Source organism: Streptomyces sp. NPDC017936 (assembly GCF_044328485.1).
Classification (GTDB): domain Bacteria; phylum Actinomycetota; class Actinomycetes; order Streptomycetales; family Streptomycetaceae; genus Streptomyces.
In genome coordinates this window covers 83,772-101,660 of record NZ_JBIRHK010000005.1, presented here as the reverse complement: position 1 = coordinate 101,660, position 17,889 = coordinate 83,772, and the positions used below count along the sequence as shown (strand labels likewise).

General features: G+C 72.9%; 16 protein-coding genes and 1 tRNA gene. 8 read left to right on the top strand and 9 right to left on the bottom strand.

Annotated features, from left to right (window positions below):
• Positions 1-87: 87 nt before the first annotated feature.
• Positions 88-160: transfer RNA gene (locus ACH4F6_RS12265), tRNA-Thr, on the bottom strand.
• Between the two features lie 206 nt (positions 161-366).
• On the opposite strand from ACH4F6_RS12265, the gene ACH4F6_RS12260 reads away from it, so the two are divergent.
• The 3 genes from ACH4F6_RS12260 (at position 367) to ACH4F6_RS12250 (ending at position 3,365) form a co-directional block, all read left to right on the top strand.
• Complete coding sequence (locus tag ACH4F6_RS12260) at positions 367-1,455, top strand: ABC transporter ATP-binding protein (RefSeq protein ID WP_397959946.1); 1,089 nt, start codon at positions 367-369, stop codon at positions 1,453-1,455.
• A gap of 230 nt (positions 1,456-1,685) precedes the next feature.
• Entirely contained in the window at positions 1,686-2,144 is a 459-nt protein-coding gene (locus ACH4F6_RS12255; protein WP_397960338.1) for a hypothetical protein, read from the top strand.
• A gap of 489 nt (positions 2,145-2,633) precedes the next feature.
• Entirely contained in the window at positions 2,634-3,365 is a 732-nt protein-coding gene (locus ACH4F6_RS12250) for an NDP-sugar synthase (protein WP_397959945.1), read from the top strand.
• 83 nt (positions 3,366-3,448) lie between these two features.
• On the opposite strand, the gene ACH4F6_RS12245 is transcribed toward ACH4F6_RS12250, so the two are convergent.
• The 6 genes from ACH4F6_RS12245 to ACH4F6_RS12220 form a co-directional block, all read right to left on the bottom strand.
• Positions 3,449-5,182, bottom strand: a complete 1,734-nt coding sequence (locus tag ACH4F6_RS12245; protein WP_397959944.1) for a DoxX family membrane protein — start codon at positions 5,180-5,182, stop codon at positions 3,449-3,451.
• Positions 5,183-5,299: 117 nt separating this feature from the next.
• Positions 5,300-6,241 (bottom strand): 23S rRNA (guanosine(2251)-2'-O)-methyltransferase RlmB, encoded by a 942-nt coding sequence (rlmB, locus tag ACH4F6_RS12240; RefSeq protein ID WP_397959943.1) that lies wholly within the window; start codon positions 6,239-6,241, stop codon positions 5,300-5,302.
• A 113-nt stretch (positions 6,242-6,354) separates the two neighbouring features.
• Positions 6,355-7,755 (bottom strand): cysteine--tRNA ligase, encoded by a 1,401-nt coding sequence (cysS, locus tag ACH4F6_RS12235; protein WP_397959942.1) that lies wholly within the window; start codon positions 7,753-7,755, stop codon positions 6,355-6,357.
• 135 nt (positions 7,756-7,890) lie between these two features.
• Complete coding sequence (gene ispF, locus ACH4F6_RS12230; RefSeq protein ID WP_397959941.1) at positions 7,891-8,412, bottom strand: 2-C-methyl-D-erythritol 2,4-cyclodiphosphate synthase; 522 nt, start codon at positions 8,410-8,412, stop codon at positions 7,891-7,893.
• Positions 8,402-9,154 (bottom strand): 2-C-methyl-D-erythritol 4-phosphate cytidylyltransferase, encoded by a 753-nt coding sequence (ispD, locus tag ACH4F6_RS12225; RefSeq protein WP_397959940.1) that lies wholly within the window; start codon positions 9,152-9,154, stop codon positions 8,402-8,404. The genes ispF and ispD overlap by 11 nt, the downstream gene beginning before the upstream one ends.
• Before the next feature lie 273 nt (positions 9,155-9,427).
• Positions 9,428-9,910, bottom strand: a complete 483-nt coding sequence (locus ACH4F6_RS12220) for a CarD family transcriptional regulator (RefSeq protein WP_003953493.1) — start codon at positions 9,908-9,910, stop codon at positions 9,428-9,430.
• Positions 9,911-10,563: 653 nt separating this feature from the next.
• Here ACH4F6_RS12220 and ACH4F6_RS12215 point away from each other — a divergent pair.
• Positions 10,564-11,250, top strand: coding sequence for a DUF461 domain-containing protein (locus tag ACH4F6_RS12215; protein ID WP_397959939.1), 687 nt, complete (start codon positions 10,564-10,566; stop codon positions 11,248-11,250).
• Positions 11,251-11,419: 169 nt separating this feature from the next.
• Here the strand turns inward: ACH4F6_RS12215 and ACH4F6_RS12210 are convergent, their stop codons facing one another.
• Positions 11,420-12,100, bottom strand: a complete 681-nt coding sequence (locus tag ACH4F6_RS12210; protein WP_200420995.1) for a response regulator transcription factor — start codon at positions 12,098-12,100, stop codon at positions 11,420-11,422.
• Positions 12,097-13,437 (bottom strand): sensor histidine kinase, encoded by a 1,341-nt coding sequence (locus tag ACH4F6_RS12205; RefSeq protein ID WP_397959938.1) that lies wholly within the window; start codon positions 13,435-13,437, stop codon positions 12,097-12,099. The genes ACH4F6_RS12210 and ACH4F6_RS12205 overlap by 4 nt, the downstream gene beginning before the upstream one ends.
• Before the next feature lie 247 nt (positions 13,438-13,684).
• Between ACH4F6_RS12205 and phoU the strand changes: the two genes are divergently transcribed.
• The 4 genes from phoU to ACH4F6_RS12185 all read left to right on the top strand — a co-directional run bounded on the left by phoU (position 13,685) and on the right by ACH4F6_RS12185 (position 17,730).
• Positions 13,685-14,377: a phosphate signaling complex protein PhoU gene (gene phoU / locus ACH4F6_RS12200; RefSeq protein ID WP_397959937.1), complete on the top strand. Its 693-nt coding sequence runs from the start codon at positions 13,685-13,687 to the stop codon at positions 14,375-14,377.
• A gap of 129 nt (positions 14,378-14,506) precedes the next feature.
• Positions 14,507-14,665, top strand: a complete 159-nt coding sequence (locus tag ACH4F6_RS12195) for a hypothetical protein (RefSeq protein WP_397959936.1) — start codon at positions 14,507-14,509, stop codon at positions 14,663-14,665.
• 629 nt (positions 14,666-15,294) lie between these two features.
• The gene (locus ACH4F6_RS12190; protein WP_397959935.1) at positions 15,295-16,368 is read left to right on the top strand and encodes a serine hydrolase; all 1,074 of its coding nucleotides are present in this window, start codon (positions 15,295-15,297) and stop codon (positions 16,366-16,368) included.
• Between the two features lie 561 nt (positions 16,369-16,929).
• Positions 16,930-17,730 (top strand): DUF2637 domain-containing protein, encoded by an 801-nt coding sequence (locus ACH4F6_RS12185; protein ID WP_397959934.1) that lies wholly within the window; start codon positions 16,930-16,932, stop codon positions 17,728-17,730.
• Positions 17,731-17,889: the final 159 nt, after the last annotated feature.

The window sequence follows — 17,889 nt, the reverse complement described above, 5'->3', positions numbered from 1 at the left end:
TCGGCGGCGTGATCGACGTTCCGGACGGGTCGGCGCGAGCACAGGCGCGGTACGACGGCGAGGCGGGCCGGGAGGGAAGAGGAGAAGAGCCCCCTGTCGGACTCGAACCGACGACCTTCGCTTTACAAGAGCGGTGCTCTACCAGCTGAGCTAAGGAGGCCTGCACACAGGTGCCCGTGCAGTGTACCCAGCTCGCGGGGGTGCCCTGTCGAAAATTTCCGCGAAGTTCACATGGCCTCGGGTGCTGACAGAGCGGGTGGACGCCAGGTAGCGTCCTGAGCCAGTTCACCCGTGTGGACTACACCAACCACCTTCCTACAACGGATCGTCCGGCACGTTCCTGCCGGTAGAAGGGGGCCCATCACCATGGCCACAGTCACGTTCGACAAGGCGACCCGGATCTACCCGGGTTCCACCAAGCCCGCCGTCGACGCACTCGACATCGAGATCGCGGACGGCGAGTTCCTCGTCCTGGTCGGCCCGTCGGGTTGCGGCAAGTCCACCTCGCTGCGGATGCTCGCGGGGCTCGAGGACGTCAACGGCGGCGCCATCCGCATCGGCGACCGCGACGTCACCCACCTGCCGCCCAAGGACCGGGACATCGCCATGGTGTTCCAGAACTACGCGCTCTACCCGCACATGACCGTCGCCGACAACATGGGCTTCGCGCTCAAGATCGCCGGCGTCAACAAGGCGGAGATCCGGCAGAAGGTCGAGGAGGCCGCGAAGATCCTCGACCTCACCGAGTACCTGGACCGCAAGCCGAAGGCGCTCTCCGGCGGTCAGCGCCAGCGTGTCGCGATGGGCCGCGCCATCGTGCGCGAGCCGCAGGTCTTCCTCATGGACGAGCCGCTGTCCAACCTCGACGCCAAGCTGCGCGTGTCGACGCGTACCCAGATCGCCTCGCTGCAGCGCCGCCTGGGCATCACCACCGTCTACGTCACCCACGACCAGGTCGAGGCCCTGACGATGGGCGACCGCGTGGCGGTCCTCAAGGACGGTCTGCTCCAGCAGGTCGACACCCCGCGCAACATGTACGACAGGCCCGCCAACCTCTTCGTGGCCGGCTTCATCGGCTCCCCGGCGATGAACCTCGTCGAGGTGCCGATCACCGACGGCGGCGTGAAGTTCGGCAACAGCGTGGTGCCGGTGCAGCGTGACGCGCTCACCGCCGCCACCGACAAGACGGTCACCGTCGGTGTCCGCCCCGAGCACTTCGACGTGGCCGGCGCCGACTCCGACCAGGGCGTCGAGGTCACCGTGAACGTCGTCGAGGAGCTCGGCTCCGACGCCTTCGTCTACGGCACCGCCCGGGTCGGCGGCGAGTCGAAGGACCTCGTGGTGCGCGTCGGCGGCCGTGACGTCCCGGAGAAGGGCAGCACGCTGCACGTCGTCCCGCGCGCGGGCGAGACCCACGTGTTCTCGACCTCCACGGGCGCGCGCCTCTCCGACTGAGCGCGAGCGATGTACGGAACCGGGTGAATCCACCCCGGGTCGACGAGAAGGGCCCCGCAGAGCGCTGCGGGGCCCTTCTCGCTGGGGTCGAACCCCCGGCGCAGCGGGACGACCCGGACGACGGGCGTCAACCCCCTACCCAAAAAGAGGCACTCCTTCATCCCCCGACCGGGTGACTGAACGTCGCGAGGGCATCACGCCGCGCTACCCTCACACGCGTGAAGCACTCCGTGAAGCACTCCAGCACCCCACAGACGCGACGCGGCCGGGGCCCCGCCCGGCGGATCGGCCGCTCCCTCGCCCTCGTCCTGCCCGTCGTCATGGTGCTCTCGGGGACCCTCGCGGTCACCCGGGTCAACTGGACGGGGAACCCCTCCTCCGACTCGGTGCTCACCGCCGCCGACGTCTCCACGGCGCACCGCGCCTCCCACGGCGCGGCCCGGGCCCCGCAGGACGTCCTGCGCGACCAGCTGCTGACCGAGCTCCAGGAGAAGGACCCGGGCGTCGCGCTGACCCACCTCCAGGCGGCGGTGAACGGCAAGCCGTCCCTGGCGGAGCACTGCGCCTCCATCGCCCGCGCCCTGGGCCGCGCGGCCGTCCGCGTCTACGGCCCCTCCCGCGCCCAGTCCTACTCGCGCCCCGTCTGCGACACGTCCTTCGCCTCGGGCGTCCTGGCCGCGCACAGCTAGGGCCTCCCTTTCGGATCCTGCCGCGGTCGCGGGGCCCGGCACGCGCATCTGCGGCGTCGTCATCGGTCGCCGGGGCGCTGCCGACGGGTGGTGGCGCCGGGCGGCCGGCGGCGGACGAGGTGACGAAGGTCCGACGCCGCTCCCGCGCCACCACCCACTCCCCCCACCGCCCTCTCCCCGCCGACCCGGCACGCCCACCTCCGCGACCACGGCCCCGCGCCACCCCCTGGTCGGCCCCGACACCATCCCCATCCGGCTCGGCCACTGCCCGGACCTGCCCGGCATCAGCCGACCCCACTCGGCCCGGCCTGCCCGGCACCGGCCCTCTCCGACTCCCCCCGGCATCGGCCGACTCCGGCCGGCCTGGCCGACTCCGGCCGGCCTGGCCGGCCCCGTCCGGCCGCGCCCCCGCACCCCGTCCCGTCCGTGCCGCTCCCCTCCGTCGGGGGAGCCGCGTGCCCGTGATCGGGTGCCGCGTACAGTGCGGGCATGACCCATCCGCACGCCGCGTCCCGCCCCACGCAAGCCGTCGTCCTGGCCGGTGGCCAGGGTTCCCGGCTGCGTCCCTACACCGACGACCGGCCCAAGCCGATGGTCGAGATCCCCGGGACGGGGACGCCGATCATCGGTCACCAGCTCGGCTGGCTCGCCGAGGAGGGCGTGACGGACGTCGTCGTCTCCTGCGGCCACCTCGCCGACGTCCTCCAGCACTGGCTGGACTCCGCCGACCTGCCCCTGAAGGTGATCACGGTCGTCGAGTCCGAGCCCCTCGGCCGCGGCGGCGGCCTGAAGTACGCGGCCGCCCGCCTGCCCCACCCCGACCGGCCCTGGTACGCCACCAACGGCGACATCTGGACCCGGTTCTCGCTGCGCGACATGGCGGACTTCCACACCGAGCGCGACGCCGTCGCGACCCTCGCGCTGGCGCGGCCGCGCATCCCGTGGGGGGCGGTGCAGACGGACGGCTTCGGCCACATCACCGACTTCATCGAGGCCCCGCCGTCGACGTTCGAGATCAACGCGGGCGTCTACGTCTTCTCCCCCGAGTTCGCCGGGCTGCTGCCCGAGCGCGGGGACCACGAGCGGACGACGTTCCCGCACCTCGCGCGTGAGCGGCGGCTCGCGGGGTTCCCGATCCCCCAGGGCGCGTACTGGCGGGCGATCGACACGGCGAAGGACCTGACGGAGGCCGCCAAGGAACTGGCCGCCCTGGGCCGCTGAGAGCCGTTCACGGCCGTACGACGACGGGGTCCCGCACGTTCTCACGTGCGGGACCCCGTCGTCGTGCCGCGGGTGGCCCGGTGCTAGCCCAGGAGGCCGCCGACCAGGCCCGACCGGTCGGAGGACGACGAGCCGCCGCCGTCGGAGCCGCCGGTCGAGCCGCCGGAACCGGTCGAGCCGCCCGAGCCGGTGGAACCGCCGGAGGTGGGGCCGGAACTGGTGCTGGGCTCCTGCTCGACGGGCGTGGACTGCTCCGGCGGGGCCTCGCCGCCCGTGCCCTGGGTCTGGCTGGGCGCGCCGGTGGCGGCGCCCTCGGTGTCCTCGGTGGTGTCCGGAGCGCTCTCTTCCTCCTCCGTCGGCGCCTGCGAGGTGGCGCCCCGGGTGGGCGAGGTGGACGCGGACGGGTTCTCGCTGGGCCGGCGCTCCTCGGGCTCCTCCGGGAGGGGCGAGCCGGGCAGTTCGTTGCGCGGGGCCTCGCCCGGGCCGGGCACGACCACCCGGTCGGCGTCGCGGACCGCGCCGCCGAGCAGGGAGCCGACGAGCAGGGTGAGTCCGACGACGATCGCGGTGACGAGGGCGCCGCGGCGCAGGACGTGGTAGCGCAGCTCCCACAGGTCGGCGCGCGGGCCGAGCCGGCGCCAGGCGCCGGCGGCGAGACGGCCGTCGACGGAGTAGACGGGCGCGCCCGCGATGATCAGCGGCGACCAGGCGGCGAGGTAGATGATGTCGGGGGTCTCGTAGACCGGGGCGGTCTTCCAGCTGACGGTGACGAGGAGCGCGGCGGAGAGCATCGCGCCGCCGGCCGCGGCGACCCGCTGCCAGCAGCCCAGGACCGTGAGGACGCCCACGACGACCTGGAGGAAGGCGATGACGAGCCCGGAGCCGACGGGGTGGTGCAGGGCGAACTGGCGCAGCGGCTCGGCGACTTCCCAGGGGTGCAGGGTGTTGAGCCACTTCACCATGGAGCCGCGCTCGCCGCCGTCGAAGTACAGGGGGTCGCACAGCTTGCCCATGCCGGCGTAGACGGAGATGCAGCCGAGCAGGACGCGCAGCGGCAGCAGGACCCCGCCGAGGTTCATCCGGCGGCCCGGGAAGTAGGCGTGCCGGGCGGGGTCGTCGCCGTGCCGCCTGGCGCGCGGGGCGGTCTCCGCGGCGACGGCCTCGCCGAAGTCCTCGAAGCGGGCGTCGTGGCCGGACCGGTCGTAGCCGGGCCCGTCGTGGTCCTGCCGGTCGTAGTCCTGCTGGTCGTAGCCGGGTTCGTCGTAGGCGCTGCCGGCCGTGCGCAGGGGCGGCAGGAGCCGCTGTTCGCCGGCGCCGGGGCCGCGCGGGTGGCCGACGACCGGGGTCTCGACGGTCTGCGCGGTGGGGTCGCCGCCGTAGCCGTCGCCGACCGTGACCCGCGGGATGACCTGGGTGGCGCCGGCGTCCGCGGTGGGCGCGTCGCCGCCGTGGCCGACGCTGCCCGCCCGCACGGCCTGGAGCAGCCGGTGGGCGCCGGTGTCGTCCGGGGCCGACCTGCCGCTCCAGACGACGGGCCGGCGACGGGCCGCGGCCGCCGCGGCGGCCGCCCCCGCTCTGCCCGCCGCCGCGGCGCCGGGCATGCGCGCGGTGTTCTGGCCGGCACTCGGCTGCCGGGCGATCCGCGGAGACTGGCTGCGCCGTGCGGACGCTCCCAACTGCACGCGGAAACTCGCGTGGTTGACGATGATCTGCGCCGGATCGCTCGGCACCTTCACCATGCTCAGCGCGGGAGCGTCGTCGAATCCCGACGAGCGGTCCCCCGTGGGTGTGCGGGGTGTTCTGGTGTCCACACTCATCTAACCGAGTGACGTGTGATTAGGACACTGCCTTGACCCGCCGGATCTGTCCGGACCCCGTCAAGGTTGCCCCGCGCGCCGGAATTGACCCGTTCGGGTGAGGCGACGCACGGCTGTTCAGGACCGTCGGCGCGCCGCCTCGTAGAGCACGATCCCCGCGGCCACACCGGCGTTGAGGGACTCGGCCCCGCCCGGCATCGGGATCCGCACCCGGAAGTCGCAGGTTTCGCCGACCAGTCGGGACAGTCCCTTGCCCTCGCTGCCCACCACGACGACGACCGGGCCCTCCAGCGCCTCCAGTTCGCCGATCTCGTGCTCGCCGTCGGCGGCGAGGCCGACGACCGCGATGCCGGCCTTCTTGTAGGCCTCCAGGGCGCGGGTGAGGTTGGTGGCGCGGGCCACCGGCGTACGGGCCGCCGTGCCGGCGGACGTCTTCCAGGCGCCGGCGGTCATCCCGGCCGCGCGCCGCTCGGGGACGACCACGCCGTGGCCGCCGAAGGCGGAGACCGAGCGGACGACGGCACCGAGGTTGCGCGGGTCGGTCACGCCGTCGAGCGCGACGATCAGCGGGTCGGTGCCCTCGTCGTGGGCGGCCTCGACGAGGTCCTCGGGGTGCGCGTACTCGTACGGCGGGACCTGGAGCACCAGGCCCTGGTGGTTGAGGCCGTTCGTCATGCGGTCCAGCTCGGGGCGCGGGGCCTCCATGAGGTTGATGCCGCCGCGCTCGGCCGCGAGCTGGAGCGCCTCGCGCACCCGCTCGTCGTTGTCGATGAACTGCTGGACGTAGAGCGTGGTGGCGGGCACGCCCTCGCGCAGCGCCTCGACGACCGGGTTGCGGCCGACGACCATCTCGGACGTGCCCTTGCCGCCCCGACCGCGCGCCGCGGGACGGCGCTGGGCCTGCTTGGCCTTGGCGGTGGCGATGCGGTTCTTCTTGTGCCCCTTGCGCATCTCGGCGGGCGGGGTCGGGCCCTTGCCCTCCAGGCCCCGGCGCCGCTGGCCGCCACTGCCGACCTGCGCGCCCTTCTTGCCGGACATGCGACGGTTGTTGGCTGCCATGACCTACCTGTTTCCGTTGAGCTGTCGTATGAGCTGTCGTGCGTACGCGTGGTGCGTCTTATGCAGTGTGCCGCCCGGGGGGCCGGGCGGCACAGTCGATCTACGGGGCGCGACTAGCGCGGACCGAGCGTCCAGCGCGGCCCCTGCGGGCTGTCCTCGATGACCAGCCCGGACTGGTTGAGCTGGTCGCGGATCGCGTCCGCGGTCCCCCAGTCCTTCCGCCCGCGGGCCGCCTCCCGCTGGTCCAGGACCAGGCGTACGAGGCTGTCGACCACGCCGTGCAGGTCCTCGCCCCGGTCGGTCTCCCCGGCCCAGTGCGGGTCGAGCGGGTCGAGACCGAGGACGCCGAGCATGGCGCGGACCTCGGCGAGGCGGGCCACGGCGGCTTCCTTGTCGTCGGCGGCCAGCGCGCTGTTGCCCTGCCGGACGGTGGTGTGCACGACGGCGAGCGCCTGCGGGACGCCCAGGTCGTCGTCCATCGCCTCGGCGAAGGCGGGCGGCACCTCGGCGGCCGGCTCGACCGCTCCCCCGGCCTTCTCGACGACGCGCTGCACGAAGCCCTCGATCCGCGCGAACGCCGACTCGGCGTCGCGCAGGGCCTCCACGCTGTACTCGATCATCGAGCGGTAGTGCGGGGTGCCCAGGTAGTAGCGCAGCACGATCGGACGCCACTGCTTGACCATCTCGGAGACGAGGACGCTGTTGCCGAGCGACTTCGACATCTTCTCGCCGCGCATGGTGACCCAGGCGTTGTGCACCCAGTACCGCGCGAAGTCGTCGCCGTAGGCCTTGGCCTGGGCGATCTCGTTCTCGTGGTGCGGGAAGATCAGGTCGAGGCCGCCGCCGTGGATGTCGAAGGCGCTGCCCAGGTACTTGTGGGCCATCGCCGAGCACTCCAGGTGCCAGCCGGGCCGGCCGCGCCCCCACGGCGTCTCCCAGCTGGGCTCGCCCGGCTTGGCCGCCTTCCACATGGCGAAGTCACGGGCGTCCCGCTTCCCGGTCTCGCCCTCGCCCGACGGCTGGAGCAGGTTGTCCAGCTCCTGGTTGGACAGCTGGAGGTACTCGGGGAACGAGCGCACGTCGAAGTAGACGTTGCCGTCGGCCTCGTACGCGTGGCCGCGCTCGATGAGCCCGCGCATCATCTCGATCATCTCGGGCACGTGCCCGGTGGCGCGCGGCTCGTACGTCGGCGGCAGGCACCCGAGGGCCTGGTAGCCGTCGTTGAACGCGCGCTCGTTGTCGTAGCCGATGGACCACCAGGGGCGGTCCTGGTCGTGCGACTTGGCGATGATCTTGTCGTCGATGTCGGTGACGTTGCGGATGAACGTGACGTCGTAGCCGCGGTGCTCGAACCAGCGGCGCATGATGTCGAAGTTCAGACCCGACCGGATGTGCCCGATGTGGGGGGCCGCCTGCACGGTGGCGCCACACAGGTAGATCGAGACACAACCCGGCGTGAGCGGGGCGAAGTCACGGATCTGCCGGGCGCTGGTGTCGTACAGGCGAATAGTCACGCCACCAGGGTAGTGGGCCTCGGGGAGTGCGTGGCGCAAGAGGGCGGTTCCACCGTGGCCGGGCCGAGGCGGCGGGGGCCCGAGGGGGCGCGGAGCCGCGCCCCCTCGGGCCGGCGCCGCCTCGGCCCGGCGCCCTCACGCCTGCCGGACCACCAGCGCGGTGGCCACCGCCATCAGCCCTTCGTCCCGGCCCGGGAAGCCCAGTCCGTCCGTCGTCGCCCCGGACACCGACACCGGCGCCCCCGCCGCCTCCGACAGGATCTTCTGCGCCTCGTCCCGCCGCTTGCCGATCTTCGGCCGGGGGCCCACGACCTGCACGGCGATGTTGCCGATCCGGAAGCCCGCCGCGTTCACGATCCGGGCCGCCTCCGTCAGCAGCGCGACGCCGGAGGCGCCCGACCACTCCGGGCGCCCGGTGCCGAAGTGCCGGCCGAGGTCACCGAGGCCGGCGGCGGAGAACAGGGCGTTGCACGCGGCGTGCGCGACGACGTCCGCGTCCGAGTGGCCGGCCAGCCCCGGGCCCTCGCCCTCCCACTTCAGGCCGGCGCACCACAGCTCGCGGCCTTCCTCGAAGGCGTGGATGTCGGTGCCGATGCCGACCTGGGGCAGCGGCGGGCCGTCCTGCGGCAGCGGGGCGGCGGATGCGTCAGAAGCCATCGTTCAGCCTCCTGCGGGCCAGGACCGCCTCGGCGAGGACCAGGTCGAGCGGGCGGGTGACCTTGAAGGCCTCCTCGTGGCCCGGCACGACCACGACGGTCAGGCCGAGCCGCTCCACCATGCTCGCGTCGTCGGTGACGTCCTCGGTGACCGTCTCGTGGGCGCGCGCCAGCGTGGCCCGGTCGAAGCCCTGGGGCGTCTGGACGGCGCGCAGGCGGGCGCGGTCGGGGGTGGCGGCGACCGGCTCGGGCTCGCCGGCGACGGCGGCCGGCGTGACCTCCTTGACGGTGTCGGCGAGCGGCAGCGCCGGGACGACGGCCGGGGCGCCCTCGCGGACGGCCTCGATCACGGCGTCGACGGTGTCGACGGGCACCAGCGGGCGGGCGGCGTCGTGCACGAGGACGACGTCGTAGCCGGGCGGCAGCGCGTCCAGGCCGAGCCTGACGGACTCCTGCCGGGTGTCGCCGCCGGGGACGACGACGAAGTCGGTCCTCTCGGGCAGCGCGTGCGCGTCGAGCAGCGACCTGACCTCGGCGGCGCCGTCCGGCGGGGCCACCACGACCACGAGGGAGACGGCGCGGGAGGCGGCGAGGGCGCGCACCGCGTGGATGAGCATGGGGGTGCCGCCCAGGGCACGGAGCGCCTTGGGGGCGCCCGGACCCAGGCGTACGCCCCGGCCGGCGGCCGGGATCACCGCGGCCGTGCGGGTGGGGGCGGGTGCGGGAAGCGAATCCTCAGACATCGGTTCCTGTCAGGTTTGTGTGCTCGGCCTACGTGGGTACGGAGACAGCGTGCCGGGCGCGACGCCTTGACCGGACCCTTCCGTGACGCGCCGGTCGAGCCAGCTGCCCGGGCCCGGCATGTCAGGTCGAGGGGTCGGGGGAGTGTCCCCCGAGGGGATCAGGCGTACGGCATCGGACGCGAACATGCCGCAGCGCCCGGCGACAGGAGATACGTCATCGGGCACCGCGGCATTTCAGTGTGCTGAGCTGAAGCAGGCCGGCCTGCGTCGGCGTCAGGACGCGAGGACCTCGTCGAGGAGCGCCTCGGCCTTGTCCTCGTTGGTGTTCTCCGCGAGGGCGAGCTCGCTCACCAGGATCTGGCGGGCCTTGGCGAGCATGCGCTTCTCGCCGGCGGAGAGTCCGCGCTCGCGCTCACGACGCCACAGGTCACGCACGACTTCCGCGACCTTGATGACATCGCCGGAGGCGAGCTTCTCCAGATTTGCCTTGTAGCGACGCGACCAGTTCGTGGGCTCCTCGGCGTACGGCGCGCGCAGCACCTCGAAGACCCGGTCCAGCCCGTCCTGACCGACCACATCACGCACGCCGACGAACTCCGCATTGTCCGCTGGCACACGTACCGTCAGGTCACCCTGGGCGACCTTCAGCACCAAGTAGGTCTTGTCCACGCCTTTGATCTGGCGAGTTTCGATGGCCTCGATCAGCGCGGCCCCGTGATGGGGATAGACCACGGTGTCGCCAACCTTGAACGTCATGTGACAGGTACCCCTTCCGTGGCTATCCAGGGTAACACGGATACGGCGTCTTCTGAATGGCGTTTTCGCAGGTCAGGGCATATCTCGGGGCTTGACAACAGTGACAGGGACGTGCTGCGGACGGGCGGCGGAAGCAGGTATTCGCAGGTCGGAGCGTCTCTCCGAGGGGGACGAAACGCGCACGTCACACACACCCGAAGGTCCCACCGAACGGCCGAACATCCCGATATGTCCGGTTCCGTGTGTGCGACTTACGTTACTCCGTTCGGCGACCGGAGGCGGATCCTCGCCGTTTCCGGAATTGATCACGCCGTCGGCCGAACAGCCGATGATCAATTCTCGGGAGGGTCCCGCATTCCGGCACGGAAAATCCGCGGGCGGCGCCGAGCGGCGCTTATGTGAATGGGGGGCGACGTACCGGCGAGCGGGAAGAAGCCGATGTGACCGACGGGTCACTTGTGGACGTCCGTGGCCTCCGGTGACGTGAGGGAAGAGGAGGCGGCCGGAGCGGCCGGCGGGGCCCGGGAGGGCGTTAGAGGCGGGTCGGGTGCGGCGCCGCGGGAACGGCTCGGTAACCTGAGGCCGCTGACAGACCCTTAGGGCGGCTTTATTGAGGAGAGCTGCCCGCGCGTTCCAAAGGAGTTGCCGCCGCCGTGAGCAGCAGCCTTCGACGCGGCGCCCTCGCCGCCTCCGCCCTCGCGTTCTCGATCGCCACGCTCGCCGCCTGCGGCGCCGGCAACGACGCCCAGACGTTGGAGATCAAGCCGGACAACGCCGCCACCAGCGTCGGTGACATCAAGCTGCAGAACGTCGTCGTCATCACCCAGCCCGACCCGGAGACGCCGGGCCCGGCCGCGGTGTCCGCGACCGTCTTCAACAGCGGCAGCAGCGAGCAGACGCTGGATTCCATCACCGTGGACGGCGTCAGCGAACCCGTCACGATCAAGCCCGCCAAGGGCAGCGGCAAGCTGACCGTCCCGGCCGGCGGCTCGGTCGTCATCGGCGGCGCGAACAACGCCTCCGCCGTGCTGCCCGACGCCGGCGAGGCGGTCGAGGACGGCAACGCCCAGAAGGTCACCTTCACCTTCAGCAAGACCGGCCAGGTCAGCGTGGACGCCTTCGTCGTCCCCGCCGAGAGCTACTTCAGCTCGTGGGGCCCGACCGCGGTCCCGTCCGCCCCCGCGGCCTCCCCCGCCACCTCCCCGGCCACGGGCGAGTCGGCCTCCCCGTCGGGCCGGCCGGGCTCCGAGGACGAGGGCGCGCAGGAGGAGACGGACGGGTCGTCCCCGGCCGGCACGGCCTCCGCGAGCGCCTCGGAGTCGGCGACGACCGGCCACTGAGCCACGGACGCCTGGTCCGTACGACGGAGGGCGGCATCCCGCGCGGGGTGCCGCCCTCCGTCGTACACGCCGGTGCCCGCCGGCCGCCGGCACGGCCGCCGCCGCGCGGGCACCGGAGCGCCGCGCCGGACTCCGTCCGGCGGCCCGGGCGGACCCGGCGGCCTTCGGTCTACGGCTCGAACTTGTAGCCCAGCCCCCGGACCGTCACCAGGTACCGGGGCGCCCCCGGGTCGGGTTCGATCTTGGCGCGCAGGCGCTTGACGTGGACGTCGAGGGTCTTGGTGTCGCCGACGTAGTCGGCGCCCCAGACCCGGTCGATGAGCTGCATGCGGGTCAGGACGCGGCCGGCGTTGCGCAGCAGCATCTCCAGGAGGTCGAACTCCTTCAGCGGCAGGTCGACCTTCGCGCCGGAGACGGTGACGACGTGGCGGTCGACGTCCATGCGGACCGGCCCCGCCTCCAGGGCGGCCGGCGTGACCTCCTCGGGTTCGCCGCGGCGGCGCAGGACGGCCCGGATGCGGGCCACCAGCTCACGCGAGGAGAACGGCTTGGTGACGTAGTCGTCGGCTCCTATCTCCAGGCCGACGACCTTGTCGATCTCGCTGTCCTTCGCGGTCACCATGATCACGGGGACGTTGGAGCGGCCGCGCAGCTGACGGCACACCTCGGTGCCCGGCAGGCCGGGCAGCATCAGGTCGAGGAGGACGAGGTCGGCGCCGTTGCGCTCGAACTCGTCGAGTCCGTCGGGCCCGGTGGTCGCGACGGCGACCTCGAAGCCCTCCTTGCGGAGCATGTACGACAGGGCGTCGGAGAAGGACTCCTCGTCCTCGACGACGAGCACTCGGGTCACGGAAGGACCTCCGGGGCGGAAAGCGTCTGGTACGCGGTTGAATCGGGGGGTGAGGCATGGGGGGTGCCGGCTGCGGGCCCGTCCTCGTCGTCCACTCCGTAGGCGTCGAGATCGGGGTGCTGTGGGGCGCGGTCGCGGGCGGGGCCCGCCTCCGGCAGCCGGAGCGTGAAGGTGGAGCCCTGTCCCTCGGCGCTCCACACCGTGACCTCCCCGCCGTGCGAGGCGGCCACGTGCTTGACGATCGCCAGGCCGAGCCCCGTGCCGCCGGTGGCACGGGAGCGGGCCGGGTCGACCCGGTAGAAGCGCTCGAAGATGCGCTCCTTGTCCTTGTCGGAGATGCCGATGCCCTGGTCGGTCACGGCGATCTCGATGAGGTCCCCGCCGTTCCCGGTCACCCGGCGGGCGGCGATGCCGACGCGGGTGCGGGCGGGCGAGTAGTTGACGGCGTTCTCGACCAGGTTGCCGAGGGCGGCGGCCAACTGGCCGCGGTTGCCCCACACGCGCAGTCCGGCGGTGCCCGTGCGGCTCTCGTCGCCGTCCTCGAAGTGGCCCGCGGCCCCCTGGATCGCGGCGGCCATGGTGATCTGCTTGGCGCCCGCCTGGTGGCGGCAGCGGTCGACGGCCTCGGCGACCAGCTCGTCCACGCGGACCGGCTCGGCGTCCTCGAGGGGGTCGTCGTTCTGGACCCGTGAGAGGTCGATGAGCTCCTGCACCAGATTGGTCAGCCGGGTCGCCTCGATCTGCATGCGGCCGGCGAAGCGCTGCACCGCCTCCGGGTCGTCGGAGGCGTCCATGACGGCCTCGGAGAGCAGGGAGAGCGCGCCGACCGGCGTCTTCAGCTCGTGGCTGACGTTCGCGACGAAGTCGCGCCGCACGGCCTCGATGCGCCGGGCCTCGGTGAGGTCCTCGACGAGGAGGAGGACCAGCCGGGAGCCCAGCGGGGCCACGCGCGCGGAGACCGCGAGGGCCTCGCCGCGCCCGGTCCCCCGCCGCGGGAGGTCCAGCTCGACCTGCCGTATCTCCCCGTCGCGTCTGGTGTCCCGCGCCATCTGGAGCATGGGCTCCACGGCGAGCTTGCCGCCGCGGACGAGTCCGAGGGCGTACGCGGCGGAGCTGGCCTTGACGACGGCGTCGGCCTCGTCGAGGACGACGGCCGAGGAACGGAGGACGGAGAGGACGGTGTCCACGCCGGGGGGGAGCACGGGATCGGTGTGCAAGGAGGTCCTGGTGGGTCGGTTCTGGTCGCGTTCACTCCAACGGAACGCCAGCATGGCGATGACACCGGTGAGCACCCCGGCGATCGCCGCCGCTGCGGCGACCGCCGCGTTCACGTCCATGCGTCCAGGTTAGGCATGCGATCCTGCCTGGCCACAGACGCGGAGGTGGGAGCTCGAACACTCGTCGCCCAGAGTTCACCTGGGAGCCAGAAGTGGTTCATTCGGGATGACGGAAACCGACGCGTACGGGGCGGACCGTGGCACCGTGGGGTTCACAGCGCCGGTTCCAGGCCGGTCCCGGTACCGGTCGACGGCCGGTTCCGGCCCCTTGAGCCCCCCCGAAGGACGAGTACGAGAGGAACCCCCGATGCGGGACGCGTACCACGAGGAACTGGACTCGATCGGCGACGGTCTGGTGGAGATGGCCCGACTGGTCGGGTCGGCCGTCGGGCGCGCCACGACGTCCATCCTCGATGCCGATCTGAAGCTGGCCGAGAGCGTCATCGAGGCCGACAAGAAGATCGACGAGCTCCAGCACGACCTGGAGGCCCGGGCCATAGCCCTGCTGGCGCGGCAGCAGCCGGTGGCGACGGACCTGCGGATCGTCGTCACGTCGCTGCGCATGTCGGCCGACCTGGAGCGCTCCGGCGACCTCGCCCAGCACGTGGCGAAGCTGACCCGGCTGCGCTTCCCCGAGCGGGCGGTGCCGCAGGACCTGCACGCCACCATCCTGGAGATGGGCCAGCTCGCGCAGCGCCTGATGGCCAAGGCGGCCGAGGTGATCATCACCAAGGACGTCGACCTGGCGCTCCAGCTGGAGACGGACGACGACGCGATGGACCTCCTGCACCGCACGCTCTTCCAGCACCTGATCGACGAGCGCTGGAAGCACAGCATCGAGACGGCGGTGGACGTCACCCTGCTCGGCCGCTACTACGAGCGTTTCGCCGACCACGCGGTCGCGGTCGCCAAGCGGGTCGTGTTCCTGGTGACGGGTGAGCACGCGGACGAGATCCAGCAGGACCTGCCGACGGAGATCCAGCCGATCGAGGGGGCGTAGGCGGGTCGCCGGGGAGTGCGCAGGGGGGTGCGCGGACGCCCGGGGCGCGGAGAAGCCACCGTGCGCCGTTGATGCGCCCGGCGGAACGGGCGTGCAATGGGCACAGGCGCCCTAGCCCAGGAGGAACCCATGGCCGAAGCCCTCAGCACCTCCACGCCCGACCCCACCCAGGAACGCCCGACCGAGCAGCCCGCCGAGATCGTGAACCTGACGCTGATCGCCGCGTGCGGCTGCGGCTCCGGGTGCGGCTGCGGATGCCAGTCGGGCAACCCCTGCCAGTGCGGCTGATCCGGTAGGACCACCTGGTACGACGACGAGGGCCCCGGCGGGACGACCGGGGCCCTCGTCGTGTCTGGGGGCGTGTGCCGGGGCGGGGCGCATGCCGGGGTAGGACGCATGCCGGGGCGGGACGACCGGGGCCCTCGTCGCGTCTGGAGGCGCATGCCGAGGGCTGGGCGCGTGTCGGGGCTGGGCGCGTCCCGGGGCTGGGCGCGTGCCGGGGTGGGCGCGGACCCGGCCGTCGGAGGTGGCGGCGGCACGCCGGGAACAGCGGGCGTGAGGCGGCGGCCGCGGCGCTCCGGGGATGCGGGAGCGGAGGCGGAGGTGCGGGAGCGGGGCAGCGGCGCCGACTCCCCCGAACGCCTCGGGACGCTCACCGGCAAGGGTGGTCCGGGCAGGCCGCGGCAGCCGGGCCCGGCCGGCCCGTGTCACACGGCATCCCGGCTCGGAGCGGGCGCGCCGGGCTGGGAGAACGGGCCTTCGCATCGAAGCCGACGGGGCGTCAGGTCGGTTCCGCGGTGCGGGTGTTGCGCCGTTCGGGGGAATCCGCCTCCGAGTGCGGCGCGCCTGACCCCGGAAAAGACTGGGGGCATGCTCTTCCGTCCCGGCTGCCGCCGCTCGTGTGATCGAGGTTCCCGATGACTGCGCACCACGCCACCCGTCCGCCCCACGGGAAGGGGCACGCGCCCGTCCCGCCCGCACCGAGCGGCCCCGTCAGGGCCCGCCTGCGCCGGGAGCGGATACGCATGGCGCTGGCCTCCTCGGCGGCGGGCGTACTGCTCACCGGCTGCTTCGCCGCCGGTCACGGCGCGCCCGACGACCGGGACGGACGCCCCCCGGCGCAGAACCGGGCGCCCGCGGCGACGGAGGACGGCAAGCCGGCCCGGGCGGCGCAGGGCAGCCCCGGCGCACGGACTCCCGACGCGGGGGACGCGGGGGACGTGGGGGGCGTGGGGGACGCGACGGACGCGACGGACGCGAACAGCGTGCTCGCCCGCTCCCTCGAACCGATCCGGAGGAAGGGCGGCACCCGGCTGTCGGTCGCCGTTCTGGAGCCCAGGACCGGCCGACGGGCGGTGTCCGGCTCCCAGACGCACATCACGGCGAGCCTGGCGAAGGTGAACATCCTGGTGACCCTGCTGCTGCAGGCCCAGCGCGAGGGGCGGTCGCTCACCTCGTGGGAGACCTCCACCGCCGCTTCGATGATCCAGAGCAGCGACAACGCCTCCGCGGACGCCCTGTGGCGGCGGATCGGCCGCGGCGCGGGGCTCACGGAGGCCAACAAGACCCTGGGGCTGACCTCCACCCAGGCGGGACCAGGCACCCACTGGGGCCTCACCCGCACCACGGCGGCCGACCAACTGACGCTGCTGACCGCCGTGTTCGCCGACAACTCCCCCCTCAGCGCGTCCTCACGCCGCCTGATCCAGACCTTCATGGGCCGCATCGACGCCGACCAGGACTGGGGCGTGTCCGCGGAAGGCAGCCGATGGCAGCTCAAGAACGGCTGGCTCCAGCGGTCCGTCTCCCAGCGTTGGGCGATCAACAGCATGGGCCGGGTCAAGGCCCACGGGGACACGTACTACCTCGCCGTCCTCTCCCACGGCAGTCCGACCATGTCCCACGGCATATCCGCCGTGGAGCGTGCGGCGCGGTCAGCCGTGCACGCGCTGCGCGGCACTCCCGCTCCCGTGCCCCCGATCATCGGCTGACCCGCGCCGGCCGCGCACCGGCGGAACCGACCGGACACCGGCGCGCCGCCCCGCGCCGCACACGGCGCCGACGGCCCTTCGTCCGCCGATCGGACAACCCGTTCGGCCCATGATGTGCGGGGCGGAACGCGGATGACATAAATGAAGAAACGCTCTCCGCAACGTTTCACTCCGCGCCGGGGTCACTCGTTTGGCGCGCATCTGGATGAGTGGAACAGGCGTTAGCGGGATATGACCAAAGCAAGGTTCCACGGCCTTCCTCACCGTCGTGTGAGGGAGGATAATCCGCCTGCGCCGCGTGATGTGACAGCGGGGAAATGCACGTGCTCGCCCGGTGGCACACATTCGGCGCTTGCGGCACGCGGCACCTCGCACGGGGCCGGTACGCGGGCCGAACTCCAGGTCACCGAACCGCTGTTGCGCGAGTTCCTCACGCTCCTCGAGACGGCCCAGGCGGAACTCGACCGGCGGTGGAGCGGCCGGAAAAGCGCCGCTTGCCACGCCGATCTCGCGTGACGGGGGGCGGATTCCATGAACAACGACTATGCGGATCCGTCCTTCATGCGACATGAATGGTATTCCGACTCGTACGTCTACGGGACGGGCGTCGGCCGGCGCGTCCGCCCTGTCGACACCGCGGACCCGGGAACGCCCCTGGTGCCCCCCGACACGAACTGGGACCCGGTCGAGGAACTCGCCTACCTCCTGCAGGAGGCCGTTCCGGCGGAGCAGGCGGCCACGGTGCCGCCACCGCGCAGCGAGCCGCCGTCCGGCGCCGACTTCTCCGGCGCCGACTTCTCCGGCGCCGACCACTCCCGTACCGACTACTCCGGCGCCGATCACTCCGATCCGATGGAGAACCTGGCGCAGATCACCGCTCAGCTGCCGCCCCTCCGCCGTTCCTCCGCCGGGCACCGGAAGATCCGGGTCCGCAGGTTCCGGTTCAAGTGGCTCCAGGCCGGCAGCTTCGTCATCGTCGCGTTCGTCGCCGTCATCGTGGCGATGGTCAGCGTCTTCTCCGGCGTGGTGGCGTACGGGCCCCTGCAGAACATCCCGTCCGGTTCGCAGGGCGGCGTGATCCCCTGGTGGCCCCTCCTCGTGTACGGCCCCTGGGCAGTGGCCTCCCTCTCCATCCTGCGGACCGCCCTGCACCAGCGCCGGGCCCTGCACTCGTGGTTCATCGTCCTGCTGTTCTCCTCCGTCGCGATGGCGCTGTGCGTGGCCCAGGCCGACAGGACCTTCACCGGTGTCGCCGGCGCCGCCCTGCCCGCCGTCGCGTGCCTGGCCTGTCTCCAGCAGCTCGTCCGGCAGATCACCCTGACCCTGCCCCCGCGCAAGGGCGCGCCCCGGCACCGCCAGTAGCGCCACGGCCCTGGGCCCGGCCCCGCAACCGACCCCGTACCGGGGCGGGGGGCCCCCCCCCGGGGGGGCCCCCCCCCGGGGGGCGCCCCGCCCCCCCCCCCCGCCGGGGGCCCCCCCCCCCCCCCCCCCGGGGCCCCCCCCCCCCCCCCCCCGGCCCCC